17 protein-coding genes are annotated in these 21,285 nt (G+C 66.1%); 11 read left to right on the top strand and 6 right to left on the bottom strand.

All coding sequences use genetic code 11. The features are described from left to right. Nucleotides 1-14 precede the first annotated feature (14 nt). From paaG to ASF61_RS01690, 9 genes are all read left to right on the top strand, one after another. Nucleotides 15-815, top strand: coding sequence for a 2-(1,2-epoxy-1,2-dihydrophenyl)acetyl-CoA isomerase PaaG (paaG, locus tag ASF61_RS01725; protein WP_056150514.1), 801 nt, complete (start codon nucleotides 15-17; stop codon nucleotides 813-815). Between the two features lies 1 nt (nucleotide 816). Then, complete coding sequence (paaH, locus tag ASF61_RS01720; protein ID WP_056150511.1) at nucleotides 817-2,415, top strand: 3-hydroxyacyl-CoA dehydrogenase PaaH; 1,599 nt, start codon at nucleotides 817-819, stop codon at nucleotides 2,413-2,415. Next, nucleotides 2,408-2,857 carry a hydroxyphenylacetyl-CoA thioesterase PaaI gene (paaI, locus tag ASF61_RS01715; protein ID WP_056150509.1) on the top strand — a complete coding sequence of 150 codons (450 nt, stop codon included), beginning with the start codon at nucleotides 2,408-2,410 and terminating at the stop codon, nucleotides 2,855-2,857. Before paaH ends, paaI begins: the two co-directional genes overlap by 8 nt. A gap of 9 nt (nucleotides 2,858-2,866) precedes the next feature. After that, a complete protein-coding gene (gene paaK, locus ASF61_RS01710; protein WP_056150507.1) occupies nucleotides 2,867-4,183 on the top strand; it encodes a phenylacetate--CoA ligase PaaK in 1,317 nt (438 codons plus the stop codon). Nucleotides 4,184-4,209: 26 nt separating this feature from the next. Continuing rightward, nucleotides 4,210-4,821, top strand: a complete 612-nt coding sequence (locus ASF61_RS01705) for a phenylacetic acid degradation protein PaaY (protein WP_056151198.1) — start codon at nucleotides 4,210-4,212, stop codon at nucleotides 4,819-4,821. Between the two features lie 19 nt (nucleotides 4,822-4,840). Continuing rightward, nucleotides 4,841-6,886 (top strand): phenylacetic acid degradation bifunctional protein PaaZ, encoded by a 2,046-nt coding sequence (gene paaZ / locus ASF61_RS01700; RefSeq protein ID WP_056150505.1) that lies wholly within the window; start codon nucleotides 4,841-4,843, stop codon nucleotides 6,884-6,886. Nucleotides 6,887-6,964: 78 nt separating this feature from the next. Beyond that, nucleotides 6,965-7,228, top strand: a complete 264-nt coding sequence (locus tag ASF61_RS23555; RefSeq protein ID WP_162241963.1) for a hypothetical protein — start codon at nucleotides 6,965-6,967, stop codon at nucleotides 7,226-7,228. After that, entirely contained in the window at nucleotides 7,219-7,644 is a 426-nt protein-coding gene (locus tag ASF61_RS01695; protein WP_056150503.1) for a PIN domain-containing protein, read from the top strand. Before ASF61_RS23555 ends, ASF61_RS01695 begins: the two co-directional genes overlap by 10 nt. A gap of 65 nt (nucleotides 7,645-7,709) precedes the next feature. Then, entirely contained in the window at nucleotides 7,710-8,138 is a 429-nt protein-coding gene (locus tag ASF61_RS01690; protein WP_056150501.1) for a hypothetical protein, read from the top strand. An 82-nt stretch (nucleotides 8,139-8,220) separates the two neighbouring features. Here the strand turns inward: ASF61_RS01690 and ASF61_RS01685 are convergent, their stop codons facing one another. Further along, nucleotides 8,221-9,480 carry a Xaa-Pro peptidase family protein gene (locus ASF61_RS01685; protein WP_056150499.1) on the bottom strand — a complete coding sequence of 420 codons (1,260 nt, stop codon included), beginning with the start codon at nucleotides 9,478-9,480 and terminating at the stop codon, nucleotides 8,221-8,223. Between the two features lie 114 nt (nucleotides 9,481-9,594). On the opposite strand from ASF61_RS01685, the gene ASF61_RS01680 reads away from it, so the two are divergent. Further along, nucleotides 9,595-11,229, top strand: a complete 1,635-nt coding sequence (locus ASF61_RS01680; RefSeq protein ID WP_056150497.1) for a hypothetical protein — start codon at nucleotides 9,595-9,597, stop codon at nucleotides 11,227-11,229. A 40-nt stretch (nucleotides 11,230-11,269) separates the two neighbouring features. Here ASF61_RS01680 and ASF61_RS01675 read toward each other — a convergent pair whose 3' ends face one another. Both ASF61_RS01675 and ASF61_RS01670 read right to left on the bottom strand, forming a co-directional pair. Continuing rightward, nucleotides 11,270-13,135, bottom strand: a complete 1,866-nt coding sequence (locus ASF61_RS01675; protein ID WP_056150495.1) for a M4 family metallopeptidase — start codon at nucleotides 13,133-13,135, stop codon at nucleotides 11,270-11,272. A gap of 186 nt (nucleotides 13,136-13,321) precedes the next feature. After that, nucleotides 13,322-15,895: a M4 family metallopeptidase gene (locus tag ASF61_RS01670; protein ID WP_056150493.1), complete on the bottom strand. Its 2,574-nt coding sequence runs from the start codon at nucleotides 15,893-15,895 to the stop codon at nucleotides 13,322-13,324. Nucleotides 15,896-16,197: 302 nt separating this feature from the next. Here ASF61_RS01670 and ASF61_RS01665 point away from each other — a divergent pair, with 302 nt between their 5' ends. Continuing rightward, on the top strand, nucleotides 16,198-16,851 hold the full coding sequence (locus tag ASF61_RS01665; RefSeq protein ID WP_056150491.1) for a hypothetical protein: 654 nt from the start codon (nucleotides 16,198-16,200) through the stop codon (nucleotides 16,849-16,851). A gap of 122 nt (nucleotides 16,852-16,973) precedes the next feature. Here the strand turns inward: ASF61_RS01665 and argH are convergent, their stop codons facing one another. From argH to ASF61_RS01650, 3 genes are all read right to left on the bottom strand, one after another. Continuing rightward, complete coding sequence (gene argH, locus ASF61_RS01660) at nucleotides 16,974-18,368, bottom strand: argininosuccinate lyase (RefSeq protein ID WP_056150489.1); 1,395 nt, start codon at nucleotides 18,366-18,368, stop codon at nucleotides 16,974-16,976. A 163-nt stretch (nucleotides 18,369-18,531) separates the two neighbouring features. Further along, a complete protein-coding gene (locus ASF61_RS01655) occupies nucleotides 18,532-19,926 on the bottom strand; it encodes a YfcC family protein (RefSeq protein WP_056150487.1) in 1,395 nt (464 codons plus the stop codon). A gap of 21 nt (nucleotides 19,927-19,947) precedes the next feature. Then, on the bottom strand, nucleotides 19,948-21,072 hold the full coding sequence (locus ASF61_RS01650; RefSeq protein WP_056150485.1) for a succinylglutamate desuccinylase/aspartoacylase family protein: 1,125 nt from the start codon (nucleotides 21,070-21,072) through the stop codon (nucleotides 19,948-19,950). Between the last annotated feature and the right edge of the window lie 213 nt (nucleotides 21,073-21,285).

The raw sequence follows: 21,285 nt of genomic DNA, 5'->3' as shown, positions 1-21,285 counted from the left end.
GGAACGAATCCATCATGAACGTCTATCAACACATCGTGTTCGGGATCGACGCCGGCGTCGCCACGCTGACCCTGAACCGCCCCGATAAACTGAACAGCTTTACCCAGGCCATGCACGAAGAGGTGCGCGACGCGCTGCGCCGCGTCGGCGCCGACAAGAGCGTGCGGGTGCTGGTGCTGACCGGCGCCGGGCGCGGCTTCTGCGCCGGCCAGGACCTGTCCGATCGCACCGTGTCCAATGCGCCCGGTACGCGGCCGGTGGACCTGGGCGACTCGGTGGAAAAGAATTATGCGCCGCTGGTGCTGGCGCTGCGCACCCTGCCCATGCCGGTGATCTGCGCCGTCAACGGCGTGGCGGCCGGCGCCGGCGCCAACCTGGCGCTGGCCTGCGACATCGTGCTGGCCGCCAGTTCCGCGACGTTCGTGGAAGTGTTCTGCAAGCTGGGCCTGATCCCGGACACGGGCGGCACCTATTTTTTACCGCGCCTGGTCGGCACCGCGCGCGCCATGGGCCTGGCCATGCTGGGCGAGAAGCTCACGGCCGAGAAGGCCGAGCAGTGGGGCCTGATCTGGAAGGCCGTGCCCGACGCCGACCTGGCTGCCGAAACGGCCAGGCTGGCGCGCCACTTCGCCAGCGCACCGACCCAGGGACTGGCCTTTACCAAGCGCGCCATCCACGCCAGCGCCCAGAACACCCTGCAGCAGCAGCTCACGCTCGAATGCGCGATGATGAGCGAGCTCGGACGCACCAGCGACTACCGCGAGGGCGTGGCAGCCTTCATGGAAAAGCGCGCGCCGCAATTCACGGGGAAATGACATGACCGCACTGTCACACGATCGCATCGTGGCCGTCATCGGCAGCGGCGCCATGGGCGCCGGCATCGCCCAGGTGGCCGCTGCCSCCGGCCATACCGTCAAGCTGTACGACAGCCGTCCCGAGTCCGTGGCCAAAGCCATGGCCGATATCGGGCAAGCCTTCAACAAGCTCGTTGCCAAACAGCGCATGACGCCAGTGGACGCTGCCGCCGCGCTGGCGCGGCTGCAACCGGTCCTGGCGCTGGACGAACTCGCTGCCGCCAACCCGGCCATGGTGGTGGAAGCGATCGTGGAAAGCCTCGACGCCAAGCACGCCATGTTCGTCCAGCTGGAAAACCTGGTGCACGACGGCTGCATCCTGGCCACCAACACGTCGTCGATTTCGGTCACCGCCATCGGCGCCGGGCTGCGCGCGCCGGAGCGGCTGGTGGGCATGCATTTCTTTAACCCGGTGCCGCTGATGGCGCTGGTGGAGGTGGTCAGCGGGCTGGCCACCGACAGCGCGGTGGCGCAGACCGTGTACGACACCGCCGCTGCCTGGGGCAAGCAGCCCGTGCATGCGCGCTCCACGCCCGGCTTCATCGTCAACCGGGTGGCGCGGCCATACTATGCCGAGGGCTGGCGCCTGCTGGCCGAGGGCGCGGCCGATGCCGCCACCATCGACGCCGTACTGCGCGACGCAGGTGGCTTTCGCATGGGACCGTTCGAGCTGATGGACCTGATCGGCCACGACGTCAATTTCGCGGTCACGCAGTCGGTGTTCGCGGCCTATTTCAACGACCCGCGCTTCACCCCGTCGGTGCAGCAGCAGGAGCTGGTCAATGCCGGCTTCCTCGGCCGCAAGACGGGGCGCGGCTGCTACCGCCACGGCGACGGCGCGGTCAACGATCCGGCCCGGTCCGAGGCCGCGCTACCGAGGCCGGCGTTCGTCAGCTACACGCAGGAAGCGGGCAGTGTTGGCGCAGGGCTGGCAGCCGTGCAGCCGCACGGCGCTGCGGTGACCGACGCGCTGGCAGCGCGGCTGCGCGCTGCCGGCATCGACGTGGCCCACCGCAAGACGGCGGAAGTACACGCACGCCAGGCCGACCATGCGCCGGCGTTCCACTGCAACGGCGCCGCCGTGTACCTGACCGATGGCCGCAGCGCCACCCGGCGCGCTGCCGACAACCAGCACCCCGACACGGTGCTGGTGGACCTGGCCCTCGATTACGCGAGCGCTAGCCGCATTGCAGTGGCCTGCGCCGACCAGTGCGCCCCCGAGGCCTACCAGGCAGTGGTGGGCTTGCTGCAGGCAGCCGGTTTCACCGTCACCCGTCTCGACGACGTGCCCGGCATGGCGGTGATGCGCACCGTGGCCATGCTGGCCAACGAGGCGGCCGATGCCGTCAACCAGGGCGTGTGCAGCGCGGCCGATGTGGACCTGGCCATGCAAAAGGGCGTCAATTACCCGCGCGGACCGCTGGCCTGGGCCGACGCGGTCGGCGTGGACCACGTGGTGACGGTGCTGGACAACCTGGCCACCAGCTATGGCGAAGACCGTTATCGCGTTTCGCCTCTGCTGCGGCGCAGGCACGCATCGGGAGCGACCATCCATGCATGAGATGACGACCGATCCCGATCCGCAGGCGTTGGCCGAGCAGGTGGCCGCGGCCATGTACGCGCGCGATCCCGCCTCGCGGGGACTGGGCATCACGCTCGTTGGCGTCGGTCCCGGCCACGCCACCATGGCGATGACGATCCGCGCCGACATGCTCAACGGGCATGGCAGCTGCCACGGCGGCTTTATCTTCACGCTGGCCGACAGCGCGTTCGCCTTTGCCTGCAACAGCTACAACTTCAACACCGTCGGGGCGGCATGCACCATCGATTACCTGGCGCCGGGCCGCGCGCATGACGTGCTGACGGCCACCGCGCGCGAGCAGGCGCTGGCCGGCAAGAGCGGCGTGTATGACGTCGTGGTGGTCAACCAGGACGGCCGCACGGTCGCCCTGTTTCGTGGCAAATCGCTGCGCGTGGGCGGCCACGTGCTGGCACAGCAATGAGGAGCAGACATGGCCTACCGCATACCGGATCCATCGGACTTCGAGCCGATCGAGCGCGCCAGCCGCGACGAACTGCAGGCGCTGCAGCTGCAACGCCTGCGCTGGACGCTGCAGCACGCGTACGACAACGTGCCGCACTACCGCACGGCATTCGACGCTGCCGGCCTGCATCCCGGCGACCTGAAAACGCTGGCCGACCTGGCGCGGTTTCCGTTCACCGGCAAGCGGGAATTGCGCGACAACTACCCGTTCGGCATGTTTGCCGTGCCGCGCGAGCAGGTGGTGCGTGTGCACGCCTCGAGCGGCACCACCGGCAAGCCGACCGTGGTCGGCTACACGCAGCGCGACATCGACACCTGGGCCAACCTGGTGGCGCGCTCGATCCGCGCCGCCGGCGGGCGGCGCGGCGACATGGTGCATATCGCCTACGGTTACGGGCTGTTCACCGGTGGCCTGGGCGCCCATTACGGCGCCGAACGGCTCGGCTGCACCGTGGTGCCGATGTCGGGCGGCCAGACCGAGCGCCAGGTGCAGCTGATCGAGGACTTCAAGCCGTCGGTGATCATGGTCACGCCGTCGTACATGCTCAACATCATCGAGGAATACCAGCGGCAAGGACGCGATCCGGCCGCCAGCTCGCTCAAGGTCGGCATCTTCGGCGCCGAACCCTGGACCGACGCCATGCGCCGCGAAATCGAGCAGCGCGCCGGCATCGACGCGGTGGACATCTACGGCCTGTCCGAAGTGATGGGGCCCGGCGTGGCCAGCGAATGCATCGAGAGCAAGGATGGCCCGGTCATCTGGGAAGACCATTTTTATCCCGAGATTATCGACCCCGACACCGGCGCCGTGCTGCCCGACGGCGAGGAAGGCGAACTGGTATTCACCTCGCTGACCAAGGAGGCGCTGCCCATCATCCGCTACCGCACGCGCGACCTCACGCGGCTGCTGCCGCCCACGTCGCCGGGATTGCGGTCGATGCGCCGCATCGGCAAGATCACCGGCCGCTCGGACGACATGCTGATCATCCGCGGCGTCAACGTCTTCCCGTCGCAGATCGAGGAACTGATACTCAAAATGCCGCAACTGGCGCCCCAGTACCAGCTGATCGTCCGGCGCGAGGGGCACCTCGACCAGCTCGACGTGCTGGCCGAGCTGCGGCCGCAGGCCGGCAACCTGTCCGTGGCCGGCCTGGCCGCCGAGCTGGAGGCGCGCATCAAGACCAACGTGGGCGTGACGACCCGGGTGCAGCTGCTGGCGCCCGACGGCATCGAGCGCACGCTGACCGGCAAGGCGCGGCGCGTGATCGACCAGCGCCCCCGCTGAGACTAACCCCAAGACAAGGAGCCATGGTGGTCAAGGTTTATGAAATCAACGGCGTCACCCCGGTCGTGCATCCGACTGCCTACGTCCATCCGAGCGCGGTGCTGATCGGCGACGTGATCGTCGGTCCGCGCTGCTACGTGGGGCCGCTGGCCGCCCTGCGCGGCGACTTCGGCCGCCTGATCCTCGAAGAGGGCGCCAACCTGCAGGACACCTGCGTGATGCACGGCTTTCCCGGCGCCGACACGGTGGTCGGCGTCGATGGCCATATCGGCCACGGCGCCGTGCTGCATGGCTGCCGCATCGGCCGCAACGCGCTGGTCGGCATGAACAGCGTGGTGATGGACAACGCCGTGGTCGGCGCCGAGTCGATCGTGGCAGCGATGAGTTTCGTGCGGGCCGGCATGGACATCCCGGAACGCAGCATGGTGGTCGGCACGCCGGCCAGGGTGATGCGCCCGCTGCGGGACGATGAAATCGCCTGGAAAACCAGCGGCACCGGCCATTACCACGAACTGGCAGTGCGCTCGATGACCACCATGCGCGAAGTCGAGGCGCTGACCGAGGTGGCAGCCGACCGTCCCCGCGTCAGCTGGGAATCGTCGCTGCCGCTGCACCTGCACAAGAACGCTTCGGCCTGAAGCCCAACGGAGACCCGACATGAAACCCACCCTGCAAAGCCTGATCGGCGGCCGCTGGATCGGTCGCGAAGCAGCCACGCCGCTGCACAACGCGCTGACCGGAAGCCTGATTTACCACACCCACGCCGACGTCATCGATTTCGGCGAAGCGCTCGATTACGCGCGCAAGACCGGGCTGCCGGCCCTGATGCAGCACGACTTCCAGCAGCGCGCCGCGCGCCTGAAGGCGCTGGCGCTGTACCTGCTCGAACGCAAGGAAGAGCTGTACGCGATCTCGCACCTGACCGGCGCCACCCGCGCCGACAGCTGGGTCGATATCGAGGGCGGCATCGGCACCCTGTTTGCGTACGCCAGCATGGGCGGGCGCGAACTGCCGTCGTCCAATGTGCTGCACGAGGGGCCGGCCATGGCGCTCGGTAAGAACGGCGGCTTTGCCGGCACCCACATCCTGGTGCCGCGCGGCGGCGTGGCGGTCCACATCAACGCCTTTAATTTTCCGATATGGGGCTTGCTGGAAAAATTTGCACCCAGCTTCCTGGCCGCAATGCCCTGCATCGCCAAGCCGGCCACGGCGACCAGCTACCTGACCGAGGCGCTGGTGCGCATGATCGATGCCTCCGGCCTGCTGCCCGCCGGCAGCCTGCAGCTGGTGATCGGCGCCACCGGCGACCTGCTCGACCGGCTCGAAGGATGCGACGCCGTCACCTTTACCGGCTCGGCCGACACGGCGGCCAGGCTGCGCGTGAACCGCAACCTGATCGCGCATTCGGTGCCGTTCACGGCCGAAGCGGACTCGCTCAACTGCGCCATCCTGGCACCCGACATCACGCCCGACGATCCCGAGTTCGACCTGTTCGTCAAGGAGGTGGCGCGCGAGATGACTGGCAAGGCGGGGCAGAAGTGCACGGCGATTCGCCGCGTCATCGTGCCCGAAGCCATGGTCGATGCCGTGGGCACGCGCCTGCGCGAACGCCTGGCCAAGGTCAGCGTGGGCGACCCCTCGGTGGAGGGCGTGCGCATGGGCGCGCTGGCGTCGAAAGACCAGCAGCGCGATGTCGGCGAGCGCCTGGCGCGGCTCGCGCAAGGCAACGAAGTGCTGTTCGGCGCGCGCGATGGTTTCGCGCCGGTGGGCGAGGGCGTGGCCGATGGCGCGTTCTTTGCGCCGACGCTGCTGCTGTGCCGCGACGGCATGGCCAACGACGCCGTACACGACGTCGAAGCCTTCGGGCCGGTCAGCACCATCATCAGCTACCATGGCATCGACCAGGCGCTGGCGCTGGCGGCGCGCGGCAAGGGCTCGCTGGTGTCCACGCTGGTGACGAAGGAGCCGGCGATCGCAGCGTATGCGGTGCCGGTGGCGGCCGCCTCGCACGGCCGGGTGCTGATCCTCGAGCGCGAAGCGGCGGTCGATTCCACCGGCCACGGTTCGCCGCTGCCGCAACTCAAGCACGGCGGCCCGGGACGCGCCGGCGGCGGCGAGGAACTGGGCGGCATCCGCGCCGTGCGCCACTTCCTGCAACGGGCGGCGGTGCAGGGTTCGCCGACCATGCTGGCGGCAGTGACCGGAGAATACGTGCGCGGCGCCCGCGTGCAGGAAAGCGAAGTGCACCCGTTCCGCAAGCACTTCGAGGAACTGCACATCGGCGACTCGCTGCTGACCCACCGTCGTACCGTCAGCGAAGCGGACATCGTCAACTTCGGCGGCGTCTCGGGCGATTACTTTTACATGCACTTCGACGAGATCGCGGCCAAGGACACCCAGTTCGGCCAGCGCATCGCCCACGGCTACTTCGTGCTGTCGGCCGCCGCCGGCCTGTTCGTCTCGCCGGCGCCGGGTCCGGTGCTGGCCAACTACGGCCTCGACAACCTGCGCTTCGTGGCCCCGGTCGCCATCGGCGACACCATCCGCGCCCGTCTCACCTGCAAACGCAAGGTGGATCGCAACCGCACCGACGACAAGGGCGTCGGGCAGGGGGTGGTGGCCTGGGACGTGCAGGTCACCAACCAGCACGACGAGCTGGTGGCCAGTTACGATATCCTGACGCTGGTGATGAAGCGTCAATAATCGCGCACACACACCATACGACAGCCGACGAAGACTGTTATACACTGGCGAAACCTGATCACTGGCAGGAGGTGTGCAATGGCCGAATCTGACGTTGAGCTGGCTGACCGCGAGCTGGAAATGCTGCAGTCGTTAGCGGTAGCACGTGGCATCGCACCTGCCGGCATGACGCGTCGGCAACTGCTGGAAGCGATTTCCAACGGACCCGATGCGGCTGCAAACCTGGAACGCTCGCGACGACTTGCTGCCGTGATGAGCGTTCACGGCACATGGAAGGGCGACCCCGACAAGCCGCGCGATGCGGTCGAGTACCAAAAAGAAATACGCGCAGAATGTCCCTAGTTCTTTTTGACTCCAATATCCTGATCGACAATCTGGAGGGCCATGCGGCGGCGGTGATCGAGATCATGCACTACCGGGATGCCATGATCAGTTCGATTACCTGGGTGGAGATCGCATGCAAAATGGATCACGCCGGTGTGCAGCGATTCAAAAAGTTCCTGGCCGATGCAAGTATCCAAGTGGTGCATCCCGACGACGATATCATGGAACGCGCGGCGCTCATCCGTGGCCGCAGCCTGAAAACGCCACCAAAGCTGCCTCTGCTCGATTGCATCATACGTGCCACTGCCGAGGTTCATCGACGGGTAGTCATTACCCGCAATCCTGCCGATTTCGGCGGTGAGGGCCCGATGGTGCGTGTGCCTTATGAAATCGTCAACGGCTTGGCCATCAACATCAGGCCCCCTGCGCCGTGAAGCTTAGTACTTTTCAATTCCCCGCCCACCCTTCACAATAACGTTTTCCCTCTGCAGGCAGCGCCATGGCACTTTTTACCAAGACCCGATTCGTCCTCAATCCGATCGACAACCCGCGCACCTGGGTGACGTTCGGCGTGGCGCTGGCGTGTTTGCTGGCGGTGGGGCTGCTGCCGCGCGGGTTCGACCTGGTGGGGATATTGCGCATCGCCATGCTGGGCGTGGCTGGCTATATCGGCGCGGCTGCCCTCGAGCACTTGCCCGTGCGCGGCACGGTGGCGGCGGCCGATACCACGGCCTTATTGGCGCGCATCGCCATGTTCGGCTACCTGCCTGCCGGCGAATCGGCGCAGGGCCAGGTGTACACCCACCGCAGCGCCTCGCCGATGCGCCATATCTTCAGCCCGATCGTGGTCGGGCGTGCGGTCGGCGGCCGGTTCACCGCCACCGTGCCGCTGCGCTTCTACCGCGCCGTCAAGAACCTCGACGCCTAGCGCGGCGGCCGACACTGCGCCACCGCGGTGCAGCTGCCGGCCGTGCGATCGGGCCTGGTGGCGCCGTGCAGTGCAGGGCTGGTCAGGCGTTGCCGGCCAGGCCGAACGGATCGTCGATGCTGTGGGCCGGTTCGGTGAACCATTTCGGACCGTTTTCCGTCATGTAGAAATGGTCTTCGTGGCGCACACCGAATTCGCCGGGTATGCAGATCATCGGCTCGTTGGAAAAACACATGCCCACGTCCAGCGGCGTCTTGTTGCCGCCCACCAGGTAAGGCCACTCGTGGATGTCGAGCCCGATGCCGTGGCCGGTACGGTGCGGCAGGCCTGGCAGCTTGTAGCCGGGGCCGTAACCGTCTGCTTCCAGTGAGCGGCGGGCCGCCTGGTCCACCGCTTCGCACGGCACGCCCAGCTGGGCCGCTTCGAACGCTGCCAGCTGCGCCTTTTTCTCGCTGTTCCACACCGAGCGCTGGCGTTCGCTGATCTCGCCGTACACATAGGTGCGGGTGATGTCGGAGATGTAGTTGTGCAGCTTGCAGCCGGTGTCGATCAGCACCGTGTCGCCCGGCTTGAGCGTCTGGACGTAGCTCACGCCATGCGGATAGGCGGTCGCTTCGCCGAACAGCACGATCACGAAGTACGAGCCGCTGGCGCCCACCTTGCGGTGCGCGCGGTCGATGAACTGCTCCACCTCGGTCGTGGTGATGCCCTCGCGCAGGATGGACGCGGTTGCCACGTGCACGGCCAGCGTCATGTCCTTGGCGCGCTGCATCAGGGCGATTTCGTTGGCCGATTTGCGGGTGCGGCAGTGGGCCGTGACCAGGCTGGCGTTTTCCAGTGCGTAGCCGGCAGCGGCAGCCAGCGGGCGGATGCCGTCATAGATGAAGAAGGCGGCGCTTTCGCAGATGCCGATGCGCGGCGCGGCGCCGCCAGCCGGGGCAATCCCCATGCGCTGCAGGGTGGCGATGAACAGCTGGTACGGGCTTTCGTGCTCTTCCCAGCAGTTGACCGGGCCATCGACCAGCATGAAATCCTTGAGCGTGCTTTCTTCAAAGGCGGGGGCAATGTATTCGATGGCGCCGCTGGCAGGCAGGATGGCGCCCACCATGCGCTCGCTGGCGTGCCACTTGGTGCCGGTGAAGTAGGTGAGGTTGGCGCCGGCGTTGATGTAGATGGCGGCGATCCCCTGTTCGCGCATGAAGGCCTGGGCCCGCGCCACGCGCTCCAGGTGTTCGGCCTGCCCGATCGGGACTGCGCCCGCCGTCATGTCCGATAAAGAGGCCAGCGCCTCGTCGATGGTCTTGCCGCCTATAGTGCCGTGCGAGGTTACGCCTGTCGTCATGTACTGTTCCCGGTGCGATGTGGATAAAGGTTCGCGATGATAGCAGCTGTCATCAGGCGGTCACAGAGCGGTGTTAACGTGCCGTCATCGCGAACTTACTTTCAGAAAGATATCATGTCGTACCGTCCACGTCTCGCTTCCCGCCTCATGCTGATTCCGTCCGCCGTGGCCATTGCCGTCGCGTTTGCCGCCTGCGGCGGCAGCGATGACGGCGCCATCCAGAACAACGTGCCGCCGATCGCCCAGGGCCGCTGGCTGGCCGGCGACCTGCACACGCACACCACGCAGTCGGCCGACGCCGACGTCAGCCAGACGCTCGACAAGATCCTCGGCAAGGCCTTCACCAGCTATGGCCTGGACTGGATGGCGGTGACCAACCACCTGCGCGTGTCCACCCGCGACGACAAGGGCGTGCTGCTGGCCGCCCCGATCCCGATGGCCACCGGCGTCGAGCGCTACGAGCAGCCGCACCTGGCCGCCCTGCAGGCAGCCGGCACCTATACCGACAAGCTGATTTTCTCGGGCTTCGAATGGGACATGCCGACCCACGACCACATCGGCATCGGCATCTTCGAGGGCAGCGACAAGTTCGCCGTCAGCACGCGCGGCGTGCGTGAATTCGAATACCTGTTCACGACCCGCGATCCATCGCTGTTCGACCCTGCCGACGTCGCGGCCTGGAAGGCCAAGTACGGCGATACGCGCTACAACAAGACCGGCGACGACGCGGTCAAGGCGATCTCCTGGCTCAAGGACAATTACCCGGACACCAGCTACGCCGTCATCAATCACCCGTCGCGCAACAAGGGCAGCTACACGGTGGAAGACTTCCGCCGGTTCAACGATACTGCGCCCAACATCGTGTTCGCCATCGAAGGCATGGTCGGCAACCAGATGGAGCCGGACCGGGGCGGTTACACCGCAGCCTACACGGCCGAGAATGCGCCGCTGCGCGTCTACGGCGGCACCGACTACGTGGTGGCCAAGCTGGGCGGCGTGTGGGATGCGCTGCTGGGCGAGGGGCGCCGAGTCTGGAACCTGACCGACTCCGACACCCACTTCAAAATTGTCGGCAACAACAGCAGCGGCTACTTCCCGGGCGAGTACGCGAAAAACTACGTCTTCAACAGCGCCAGCGGCACGCCCACCGCGAAAGACCTGTTGCAGGGACTGCGTTCGGGGAAAATGTTCTCGGTCTATGGTGACCTGATCAATGCACTCGACTTCAACCTGGCCAGCAGCAGCGACCGCAAGGAAATGGGCGGCGAGCTGACGGTGGCCAACGGTGCAAAAGTGGTGGTGACGATCCGCTTCAAGAGCCCGGCGAAAAACAATTACGAAAAGCCGGTGGACAGCGGCGCCTCGGCCAGCGTGAAACCGCTGGTGGACCACGTGGACCTGATCGTGGGCGACATCGGCGCCAGGGCGGCGCCTGGTACCGCCGCCTACGCCGTGGCCACCAACGCCAGCACCCGCGTGGTCAAACGCTTCACTAGCGCCGACTGGAAAGTCGATGCCGATGGCTACAACACCATCACCTACGAAACCACGGCCACGAAGAACCAGTACTTCCGCCTGCGCGGCACCAACCTCGGCACCGACGTTGCCGGTCTGACCCAGGGTGGCGAGCCGCTGGCCGACCAGCGCACCAGCACCGCCGACGCCACCCAGCGCTTCAACGACATCAACGACCGCAACTACCGCAGCCTGTGGTTCTATTCGAACCCGGTATTCGTCACGGTGCGTTGATGGTGCGTTGACGGAGCGTTGACGGAGCGTTGACTGAGCGTCAGCGCGCCTCGTCGATGTCTGCGCCGACGTTGATGGCGGCGTAGGCGCGCTGCACAGCCACCGCTTCCTTCGAGCCGGCGCCGTACAGTTCCTGCGCCGCTTCCAGCACCCGCGCGCGGGCGGCCGCATAGTTGGTCGACGAGGTGAACTTGGTGCTCAGCGCCCGGAACCAGATGCGGTAGGCCTTGTCGTTACCGATGCCGGTCATCGCCTGCGGCGACTTGACCAGGTACTTGCTGTAGGCGTCGCTGGCGGGATCGGCGTTCGAGCCTTTCGCCAGGAAGTAGAACATGCGGTTATTCGGCCCGCTCGAATAATGGACGTCGAGCTTCTTGAGCCCCGTGCTCCACGCGTCCGCGCTGCGCCCGTCCAGGCTGGGCTTGATCATATAGCGCAGCGGCTTGCTGTCGCGGCTGATCTCCTGGCCCACCAGCCAGTCGTTGCCCCGGGCCGGTATGGTGGCGCCCGCGCCGCCGCCGCGCGCATACGCTTCCACCATCTCGCCGCCGATGTCCGAGTGCGATTCGTTCAGCCCTCCCGATTCGCCCGCGTACACCAGGTCCGCCGTGGCGGCCGTCACGCCGTGCGACATCTCGTGGCCGATCACGTCGATCGATCCGAGGTTGTAGAAGTAGGAGCCGCCGTCGCCGATGAACATGCATTTGCAGCGGTCGTCGTAAAAGGCATTGTCGTAGTCGCGATCGACGTGGACCGCGATGTGGGTGGCGGTGTTGTTGCCATCGAGCGACTGCCAGCCCAGCACGTTGCGGTTGGTGTCGTAGGTGTTCATCAGCCCCCAGAAGGCATTGACGGCGGCGGTCTGGCCGTTGGCGTCGGTGGTGCTGCCACCGGTGTATTGCTTGCCATCGCCCCAGCTGTTGCTGGCGCTGGCATACACCTGGCCCGGATCGGGATTGTGCATGGCACTGTGGTCGGCATTGGTGATGGCCATGCCGCCGAAGCGCCCGCCCTTGCCGCGCGTGGTGTCGAGCATGCGGAACTGCTGGCCGTCCTGCGACGTGGACAGCGCCACCACGCCGTTGTACTGGCTGTTGCCGGTTCCTGTTCCGGTCCCGGTCCCGGTCCCGGTGCCACTATGGTCGGCGGTTTGCAGCGCCTGCCACTGGGCGAGGATCTCGCCGGTCCGGGCATCGACGATGGTGTCGTGGTAGAGGAGCTGCCGGGGCTGCCGGCCCTTGACCATGCGCGTTCTGACGTAATAGGCCAGCGCGTAGCGCTGCACCACCTCCTGCACATCGAGCGCATTGAGCTCGGCGTCGGGCTTGGCAGCGGCAGCGATGGTCGGTGCGCTGGTCACCACCGGGTAGAGCAGCAGTTCCGCGACCGGTTGCCAGCGGTGTTCGATGGTTTCCACGCGGTCGCGCACCGGGCGGATCGCCGCCGCAATCGCCTGCTGGGGCGTGAGCTTCGGTGTCACGTCGGCCGGCGCCGGTGGCGCGGTGCCGCCCGCGGCCAGGCTTTGCGCGCCCGGCCGGCGGTCGGTGACGGAGGCGCTGACGATGGCGCCGGCCGGGTCGGTGACCACCACCGCTTCCGAGCCGAACACGCGCAGTCCCTGGTAGGTGTGCTGCACGCGCGCGATGGTCTGGCCGGCGGCGCCCGGGTGGTGGGCGGCGATGCGGTAGCTCTGCCTGTCCGCTTGCGGCGCCAGCGTGCGCCGGGGATCGTTGGCCCGATCGAGCGCGGCCAGCCGCGCCAGCAGGGTGGCGGTTTGCTGCGGTGAGGGCGGCGCGACCGGGCCGCCCATCAGCGGCGACGATGACGCTGACGACGGCGGCAGTGGCTGGGCCATGGCCGTGCCGGCCAGTGCGGAAAGCAGCAATAAAGACGTGGAGCGATTCATCTCACCCTCCTGATTCCGGTTCCAGCGTGCATCGGATGATGCGGCCGGGGCCGCCTGAGCGGACAGCTCACGCTAGAACGGCGGGGAGGAGGTGGTGCTGCGGCAGATCAAGGGCGGAACAGCGTGGCCGCTGTTCCGCCCCGGGGGCACATCGGGAAGGCCGCGCAGGCGGCCCGTGCAACCTGCTTACTGGGTGATCAGGCTTACCTTGTCGATCACGAACGACGTCTGCTGCGCGGAGTCCTCGGTCGCCACGAACGACAGCGTCACCGTCTGGCCGCGGTAGGCGGACAGGTCGAAGTTGCGCACCTGGTAACCGCTGGCCGCGTTGGCGTTCGAGTACGTGGCCAGCGTGCCCAGCACCGTGCCGGCGCTGTTTTTCACCGTCACCACCAGGGTGTCGTACGTGGCCTGGCCCACTTCGGCGGTATCGATATGCAGCGCGAAGGACAGCTTGGCGCTGCTGGCCGACGACGGAATCGCCACGCTCTGGGTCAGGGTTTCGGTGGCGCGCTTGCCGTTGCCGCCCAGCCAGGCATAGCGCTGGCCTTCGTAGGCGGTCTGGCCGCTGAAGGTACCGATGGTGCCGGTATCGCCCGCCCAGCCGGTGGTGCCCGATTCGAAACCGCCATTGGTGAGCCGCTCGCCGCCGCTGCCGGCAGCGGCCACCGTCAGCGTGGCTTCGCTCGAGGTGGCAGTCTTGGTGGTGGACGATGCATCGCGCACCAGCGCCTTGAACGTGGCGCCGTTGTCGGCCTGGGTGGCCGTGAACGAATAGGTGGCGCTGCTGGCGCCTGCGATCACGGCGCCGTTGCGGTACCAGATGTAGCTGTAGGGCGCGGTGCCGCCGCTGGCCCCCACGCTGAACGACGCGGTGGCGCCGGCTGCGACCGAGATGCTGGCCGGCTGGGTGGAAATGCTGAGGCCGGAGCCGCTGCTGCTGCCCGCTTCGTCGACGTCGCTGCCGACGTTGATGGCAGCATATGCACGCTGTACGGCGATCGCTTCCTTGGACGAGGCGCCATACAGTTCCTGCGCTGCCAGCAAGACCTTGGCGCGGGCGTCGGCGTAGTTGGTGCTGGACGTAAACTTGGTAGTCAGCGCCTTGAACCAGATCCGGTAAGCCTTGTCGTTGCCGATGCCGGTCATCGCTGCCGGGCTCTTGGTCAGGTACTTGCTGTAATAGTCGCTGCCGGAACTGGCGTTGGAACCCTGCGACAGGAAGTAGAACATGCGGTTGTTGGGACCGCTGGACAGGTGGACGTCGATGTTCTTGATGGTGCTGCTCCAGGCGTCCGGGCTGCGGCCATCCTTGCTCGGCTTGTACATCCAGCGCAGCGGCTGGCCGTTGCGGGCGATTTCCTTGCCGGTCATCCAGTCGTTGCCGGCCGGGACCACCGTGCCGGTGCCGCCGTTGCGGGCGTAGGCTTCCACCATGTCGCCGCCGATGTCGGAGTTCGATTCGTTGAGGCCACCAGATTCGCCGGCGTACACGAGGTTGGACGTGGCGTCGGTAATGCCGTGCGACATTTCGTGACCGATCACGTCGATCGAGCCCAGGTTGTAGAACGACTGGCCGCCATCGCCGATATACATGCACTTGCAGCTGGGATCGAAGAAGGCATTGTCGTAGGCGTTGTCCACGTGCACGGCAATATAGGTGGCGGTGTTGTTGCCGTCGAGCGACTTCCAGCCGAGCACGTTCTTGTTGGTGTCGTAGGTATTCATCAGCCCCCACAAGGCATTGACCGCTGCCGTCTGGCCGTTGGCATTGGTGGTGCTGCCGCCCGAGATGTACTGCTTGCCGTCGCCCCAGGTGTTGGTCGAGTTGGTGTAGATGCTGCCCGAGCTCGGATTCTGCTGCGAGCTGTGGTTGGCATTGGTGATCGCCATGCCGCCGAACTTGCCGCCCGTGCCGCGCGTGGTGTCGAGCATCTGGTAGGTACTGCCGTTCAGGCTGGTGTTGATCGGCACCGCGCCGTTGTACTGGCTGTTGCCGGTACCCACAACGGTTTGCAGCGCACGCCACTGGGCGATCACTTCGCCGGTCCTGGCGTCGAGGATGGTGTCGTAATAGACCGGCTTGCGGTCCACCACCATGCGGGTCTTGACGTAGTACGCCAGGGCATAGCGCTCCACGACCTCTTCCAGGTCGAGTGCATTGAGTTCGTCGTCGGCCTTGTCGGCAGCTTCGGCGGTGCGGACCGATGCCGTGACCGGGTAGATCAGCAGCTCGGCCGTCGGCGGCCAGCGGTGCTCGCCGGTGGGGGCCACCTGTTTGGCCACGCGCGCGATGGCGGCGTCGGCGCTGAAGGCGGGCTTGATGTTGGCCGGCGGCGTCGCCTGCGGCGCGGCCTTGGCGACCACGCGTTGCGCGGTATTCACGCTCTCGGTACTGGCCAGGTTGGCGCCCGCTTCGAGGCCCGCGCGTTTTTCGGCGACCGAGACGCTGACGATCTCGCCGCCCGTATCGGTCACGACGATTTCCTCGGAACCGAACACGCGCAAGCCCTTGTAGGTGTGCTCGACGCGGGTGATCTTGTTGCCGCCCGTGCCAGGATGCTGGTTGGCGATACGGAAGTTGCTGTCGCTGCCGAGGCCAAGCTGGGCGTCGCGCTGGGCCAGCTGGGTCAGCAGGGACTGGGTTTTGGTGTCAGTGTTCTGGGCGTTCAACGAGGCGGTCGCCGCCTGGGTCGGCATCGCGGCCATGACCGGCAGGGCGGCGATGGAGGCGCTGATCAGGGTCTTACGTAGATTCATTTCTTCTCCCAAATGGTTACGCGGCGACATGGTGCCAGCCGGAATGACGACACTATTCCGGTTGCTCACGGCAAGTCAAAAAACTTCAAAAATGGGTCTGGCGAGAAAAAATGGCTCAAATCAGTCATGGGGCGGCGGGCCGGGCTGAAGGCGGGCTCGTCATTTAATTTAGCTTCTATGCAACACTCGACGCGTTTTTCGCTGAAAACTGTTTAGATTGTTACTCTGGCGAATTACACTTGGTTCATACAGGGGCGATGCTCGGCACTGCGCCTGGAATCTATGTCATGTGGGGATAGTTCATGTTGTCGATTGCCACCAAAGTGGAACGTATTGTGCGGGAGTCGGCCTTTCTGACGGAAGGACTGAAGCGGGGCCTGATCAACCTGTCCGAGCTGGCGCGGCAGTTGCAGCCCCAGCTCGAAAGCGATTTATGGAAACCGGTCGGGCAGGCTGCAGTGGTGACGGCGCTGCGGCGCGTGGCCGAGCGCCTGCCGGCCGAACCGGGCCGCGACATCGTGCTGGTGCAAAATACGGGCGAACTGACCACGCGCACCGAGCTGACCGAGTACACGTTTCGCCACAGCGAGACCAGCCACGAATGCCACCGCAGGCTGCTGGCCGCGACCGAGCCGCTGCGCGGCGCATTCGTGACGGTCACGCGCGGGGTCAATGAGGTGATGGTCATCTGCAGCAGCACGGTGGCGCCGCTGGTGGAACAGGCGTTCGAAGGCGAGCAGTTGCTGGCGCGGCTCGACGGTCTGAATGCGCTGACGCTGCACCTGGACGCCGCCAGCCGCGGCCCCGGCACCTACCAGGCCATCCTGCGCCAGCTGGCGTGGGACCGCATCGAGCTGGTGAACATGATCTGCACCAATACCGAGTTGACGGTGCTGCTCGAGCAGGACCAGACCGGGCCGGCGTTTTCCACGCTGGCGCGGTTCAAGATGCATTGACGCGACTGGGACCGACCGTCGCTGCCGGCGCCAGACCGGCGCCGGCAGCGCAAGCGCGCGACGGGCCCTGCGCCATCGCATGGCGCTGGCCTGCCACGCAGCCGGTGGGTCGCAGCGCCTGGTCAGGCCAGCTGCGCGCGCACGCGCGCGATCGCCTGGCGTACCTGGTTCGGCGCGGTGCCGCCCACGTGGTCGCGCGCGGCCACCGAGCCTTCCAGCGTGAGCACCGCGAACACGTCGTCGCCGATCAGCGGCGAGTAGGCGCGCAGCTGCTCGAGCGTCATCTCCGACAAATCGATTTTCAGGTCGTCGCAGGCGCGCACGGCGTGGGCCACCGCCTCGTGCGCGTCGCGGAACGGCAGGCCTTTCTTGACCAGGTAGTCGGCCAGGTCGGTCGCAGTGGCATAGCCCTGCAGCGCAGCCGCGCGCATATGGTCCGGCTTGACGGTGATGCCGCCGGCCATGTCGGCAAAGATGCGCAGCGTGTCGACCAGCGTATCGACGGTGTCGAACAGCGGTTCCTTGTCTTCCTGGTTGTCCTTGTTGTAGGCCAGCGGCTGCCCTTTCATCAGCGTGAGCAGGCCGGTCAGGTGGCCGTAGACGCGGCCGGTCTTGCCGCGCGCCAGTTCCGGCACGTCCGGATTTTTCTTTTGCGGCATGATCGACGAACCGGTGCAGAAGCGGTCGGCGATGTCGATGAAGCCCACGCGTGGGCTCATCCAGATGATCAGCTCTTCCGCCATGCGCGACACGTGCATCATCACCAGCGACGCCGCAGCCGTGAATTCGATCGCGAAGTCGCGGTCGGAGACGGCGTCCAGCGAATTGTGGCAGACGTCGTCGAAGCCGAGCGTGGCAGCCACGCGCAGGCGGTCGATCGGGAACGTGGTGCCGGCCAGCGCGGCGGCACCGAGCGGCAGGCGGTTGACGCGCTTGCGGCAGTCGAGCATGCGCTCGACATCGCGGCCGAACATCTCGACGTAGGCCAGCATGTGGTGGCCGAACGTGATCGGCTGCGCCACCTGCATGTGGGTAAAGCCGGGCATGATGGTGTCGGCGTTCTTCTCGGCCAGGTCGGTCAGCGCGCCGCGCAGGGCGTTCAGCAGGCCCACCACGTCGTCGATGGCCGAGCGCACGTACAGGCGGATGTCGGTGGCCACCTGGTCGTTGCGCGAACGGCCCGTGTGCAGGCGCTTGCCGGCGTCGCCGACCAGCTCGGTCAGGCGCTTCTCGATATTCAGGTGCACGTCTTCCAGGTCCAGCAGCCATGCGAACTGGCCGGCCTCGATCTCGGCCCGGATCTGCGCCATGCCGCGCTCGATCTCGGCGCGGTCGGCCGCACTGATGATGCCCTGGTGCGCCAGCATCTCGGCATGCGCGAGCGAACCCTCGATATCGGCTTGGGCCAGGCGCTTGTCGAAGAACACGGACGCCGTGTAGCGCTTGACCAGGTCGGACACAGGTTCGTTGAAGCGGGCCGACCAGGCTTCGCTTTTTTTGGAGAATTGATCAGTCATGGTGAGAAAAAGTAGTGGGCACGTAAGTCGGAACTGGACGATTATAAACTGCCAGCCGTACAAAAATCGGTCGAGGTTGTCATTCCGGTCATTAAATCAATGGAGTGCACGCGGGACCGGATTCCCGCCTGCGCGGGAATGACGGATTTCGGTGCCGACCAGCTCACTGCCAATGCATCAGCACCGGCGGCACCAGCAGCGCCAGCGCCATCACCGCGTAGATCAGCTGCAGCGGCACCATCCACTTGGCCCAGGTGATCCACGGCACCCGCGCCAGCGCCAGCACGCCCACGGTGATGCCCGAGGTCGGGATCATCGGCGTGGTCAGTTCGCCGAACTGGAAAGCCAGGATCGCGGTCTGGCGCGTCACGCCCACCAGGTCGGCCAGCGGCGCCATGATCGGCATGGTCAGCGCGGCCTGGCCGGTGCCGGAGTGGATGAAGAAATTGATCACGGTCTGGATGCCGAACATTTTCCAGGCCGTGAAGATCGGCGACGACGACTGCACCAGCGGCGTCAGGGCATGCAGCATGGTGTCGATGATCTGGGCGTCGCGCGCCAGGATCATGGTGCCGCGCGCCAGCGCGATCACCAGCGCCGTGCCGACCAGGTCGCGCGCGCCCTGGATGAAGCCGTCCACGATCTGACCCGAATCGAGCCGGCCCACCAGGCCGATCACCACGCCCATGGTCAGGAACAGGGCGGCGATTTCGTCGATGTACCAGCTGTAATGAACCACGCCCACCACCATGATGCCGAGCGAGCCGGCAAACATCCACAACACCAGCTTGTGGCGCGCGGTCATGCCGGTAAATTCACCGAGGCCTTCCGGCTGCTCGCGGCGCTTGTCGAGGTCGAGCGCGTAGGTGGGACTCAGTTGCGGATTTTTTTTCACGCGGGCCGCGTACCACATCAGGAAGGCCACCGTGATCGCGGTGGCGATGGTCCAGGCGATCAGGCGGTAGCCCCAGCCCGAAAATACCGGCACGCCGGCGATGCCCTGGGCGATGCCGACATTGAACGGATTGAGAAAGGCGGCCGCAAAGCCGACCTGCGAGCCGAGGAACGGGATCGACACGCCGGTGATGGTGTCGTAGCCGAGGGCCAGCGCCAGCGGCACGAAGATCAGGATGAACGGAATCGCTTCCTCGTTCATGCCGAAGGTGGCGCCGCCGATCGAAAACAGCGTGACGAAGACGGGAATCAGCGCCTTCTGGATGAAGCGCGAATTCTGGTGCGCCTGGGCCAGCGCCTTGATCATGGCGTCCACCGCCTCGGTCTTGTGCAGCACGGCGAAGGCGCCGCCGACGATCAGCACGAAGGCGATGATCTGCGCCGCCTCGACGAAGCCCTTGATCGGCGCCTTGAGCAGGGCCACCACGCCTTGCGGCGCGCTCGGCACGTAATGGAAGCTGCCCGGCACGATCAGCTGCTTGCCGTTGACCAGCGTGGTGTCGTACTTGCCGCCCGGGACCAGCCAGGTGGCGGCGGCGATCAGCGCCAGGATGATGAACAGCAGGACAAACGTGTGCGGCAGCTTGAATTTTTTGATGGCCATTGTGTGGTCGATATCGGTAGCTTATTGGCTCAGCAGGTCGCCGGCGCGGAAGGCGGTGGCGCCGGCCACCTTGCCGACGTTCATGCCGCGCAGCACGTGGCGGTGGGCGCTGCGCGCGAAGAACACGCCGGCCACGCTGGTGCGGATGGCGGTGGTGCTGCCGCTGACCGGGTCGATCAGGTCGGCGATGACGTCGCCCGGCTGCAGCTGCTCGCCCATCTCGCGCACGTACACCAGCACCCCGTGGTGCGGCGCGTACAGCGGCTCCACGCCTTCGAGCGGCGTGGGCGCGCACAGCGGGGCGGGCAGCGCCTCGCCATCGTTGCCATCGTCGATCACGCCGTTCAGCGCCAGGTAGCGCAGCAGGGCGCTGGCGTCGCGCTCGGCCAGGTCGTAGCGCACCTCGGCCTCGCCGCGCAGCTCCACCGTGACGGCCACGCAGGCGGGCGGAATCGGGTAGGCGCCGGCGAAGTGACGGTCGAGGTCCCACCACAGGCGGCTGCACGCTTCGTCGAACGGTTCGCCGCCCGCTTCCAGCGCCAGCAGCAGTGCGTGCGCGCCGAGCAGGGCCGACAGCGGCGCCACCGCGTCGGCCAGCGGCGTGCCGGCGTACAGGTGCATCACGGCCTCGTTATCGCAGTGCAGGTCGAGCACGATGTCGGCGTCCACGGCCAGCGTCATCAGCACTTTTTTCAGGGTTTCGGCGTCGGTCTTCGGCTGCCAGGTGGCGATCGAGGCACGCGCGTGTTCGCGGATCAGGCGCACATTGGCCTGGTCGTCCTGGCCCAGCAGACCGTCGACCGCGACCTTGACATCGTCGAACACGTGCTTGTAGTTGCGGTTGAAATTGATGCCGGTGGTCAGATCGAAGCGGCCGAAGGCGGCGCCCTGGATCGCCTGCGCCAGCCCGATCGGATTGGCCGCCGGCACCAGAATGATTTCGCCGCGGATGCGGCCTTCCTGTTCCAGCACCGTCAGCTGCTTGCGCAGGAATTGCGCCACCAGCATGCCGGGCACCTCGTCGGCGTGCAGCGAAGCCTGAATATAGACTTTTTTGCCGGCGCCGGGCGTGCCGAAATGGAAACTGGTCAGTTCGAAGGTATTGGCGCTGTGCAGGCCGGACAGGGGGTGTTTTTGTGCTTGCATGGTGGCGGACGGCAGGAAAAATGGTGGAAAACGGTAATCGGCGCGGCGAACAGCGCTTGAGTATGTAGCACTATTTTCACAAAGTAAATCATAGTGCGCGAATCGGGCGGCGCTTTCTTGAGTTTTTGGCGGCTTATGCGTACAGTCGATTTTATCGATGTATCTGTTTATAACATTACCGGTTTTTTACCAAGAAGAGAATATTATGGCTGA

The organism is Duganella sp. Leaf126, from assembly GCF_001423125.1.
GTDB lineage: Bacteria > Pseudomonadota > Gammaproteobacteria > Burkholderiales > Burkholderiaceae_D > Rugamonas.
This window is presented reverse-complemented; position numbering and strand designations above follow the sequence as displayed.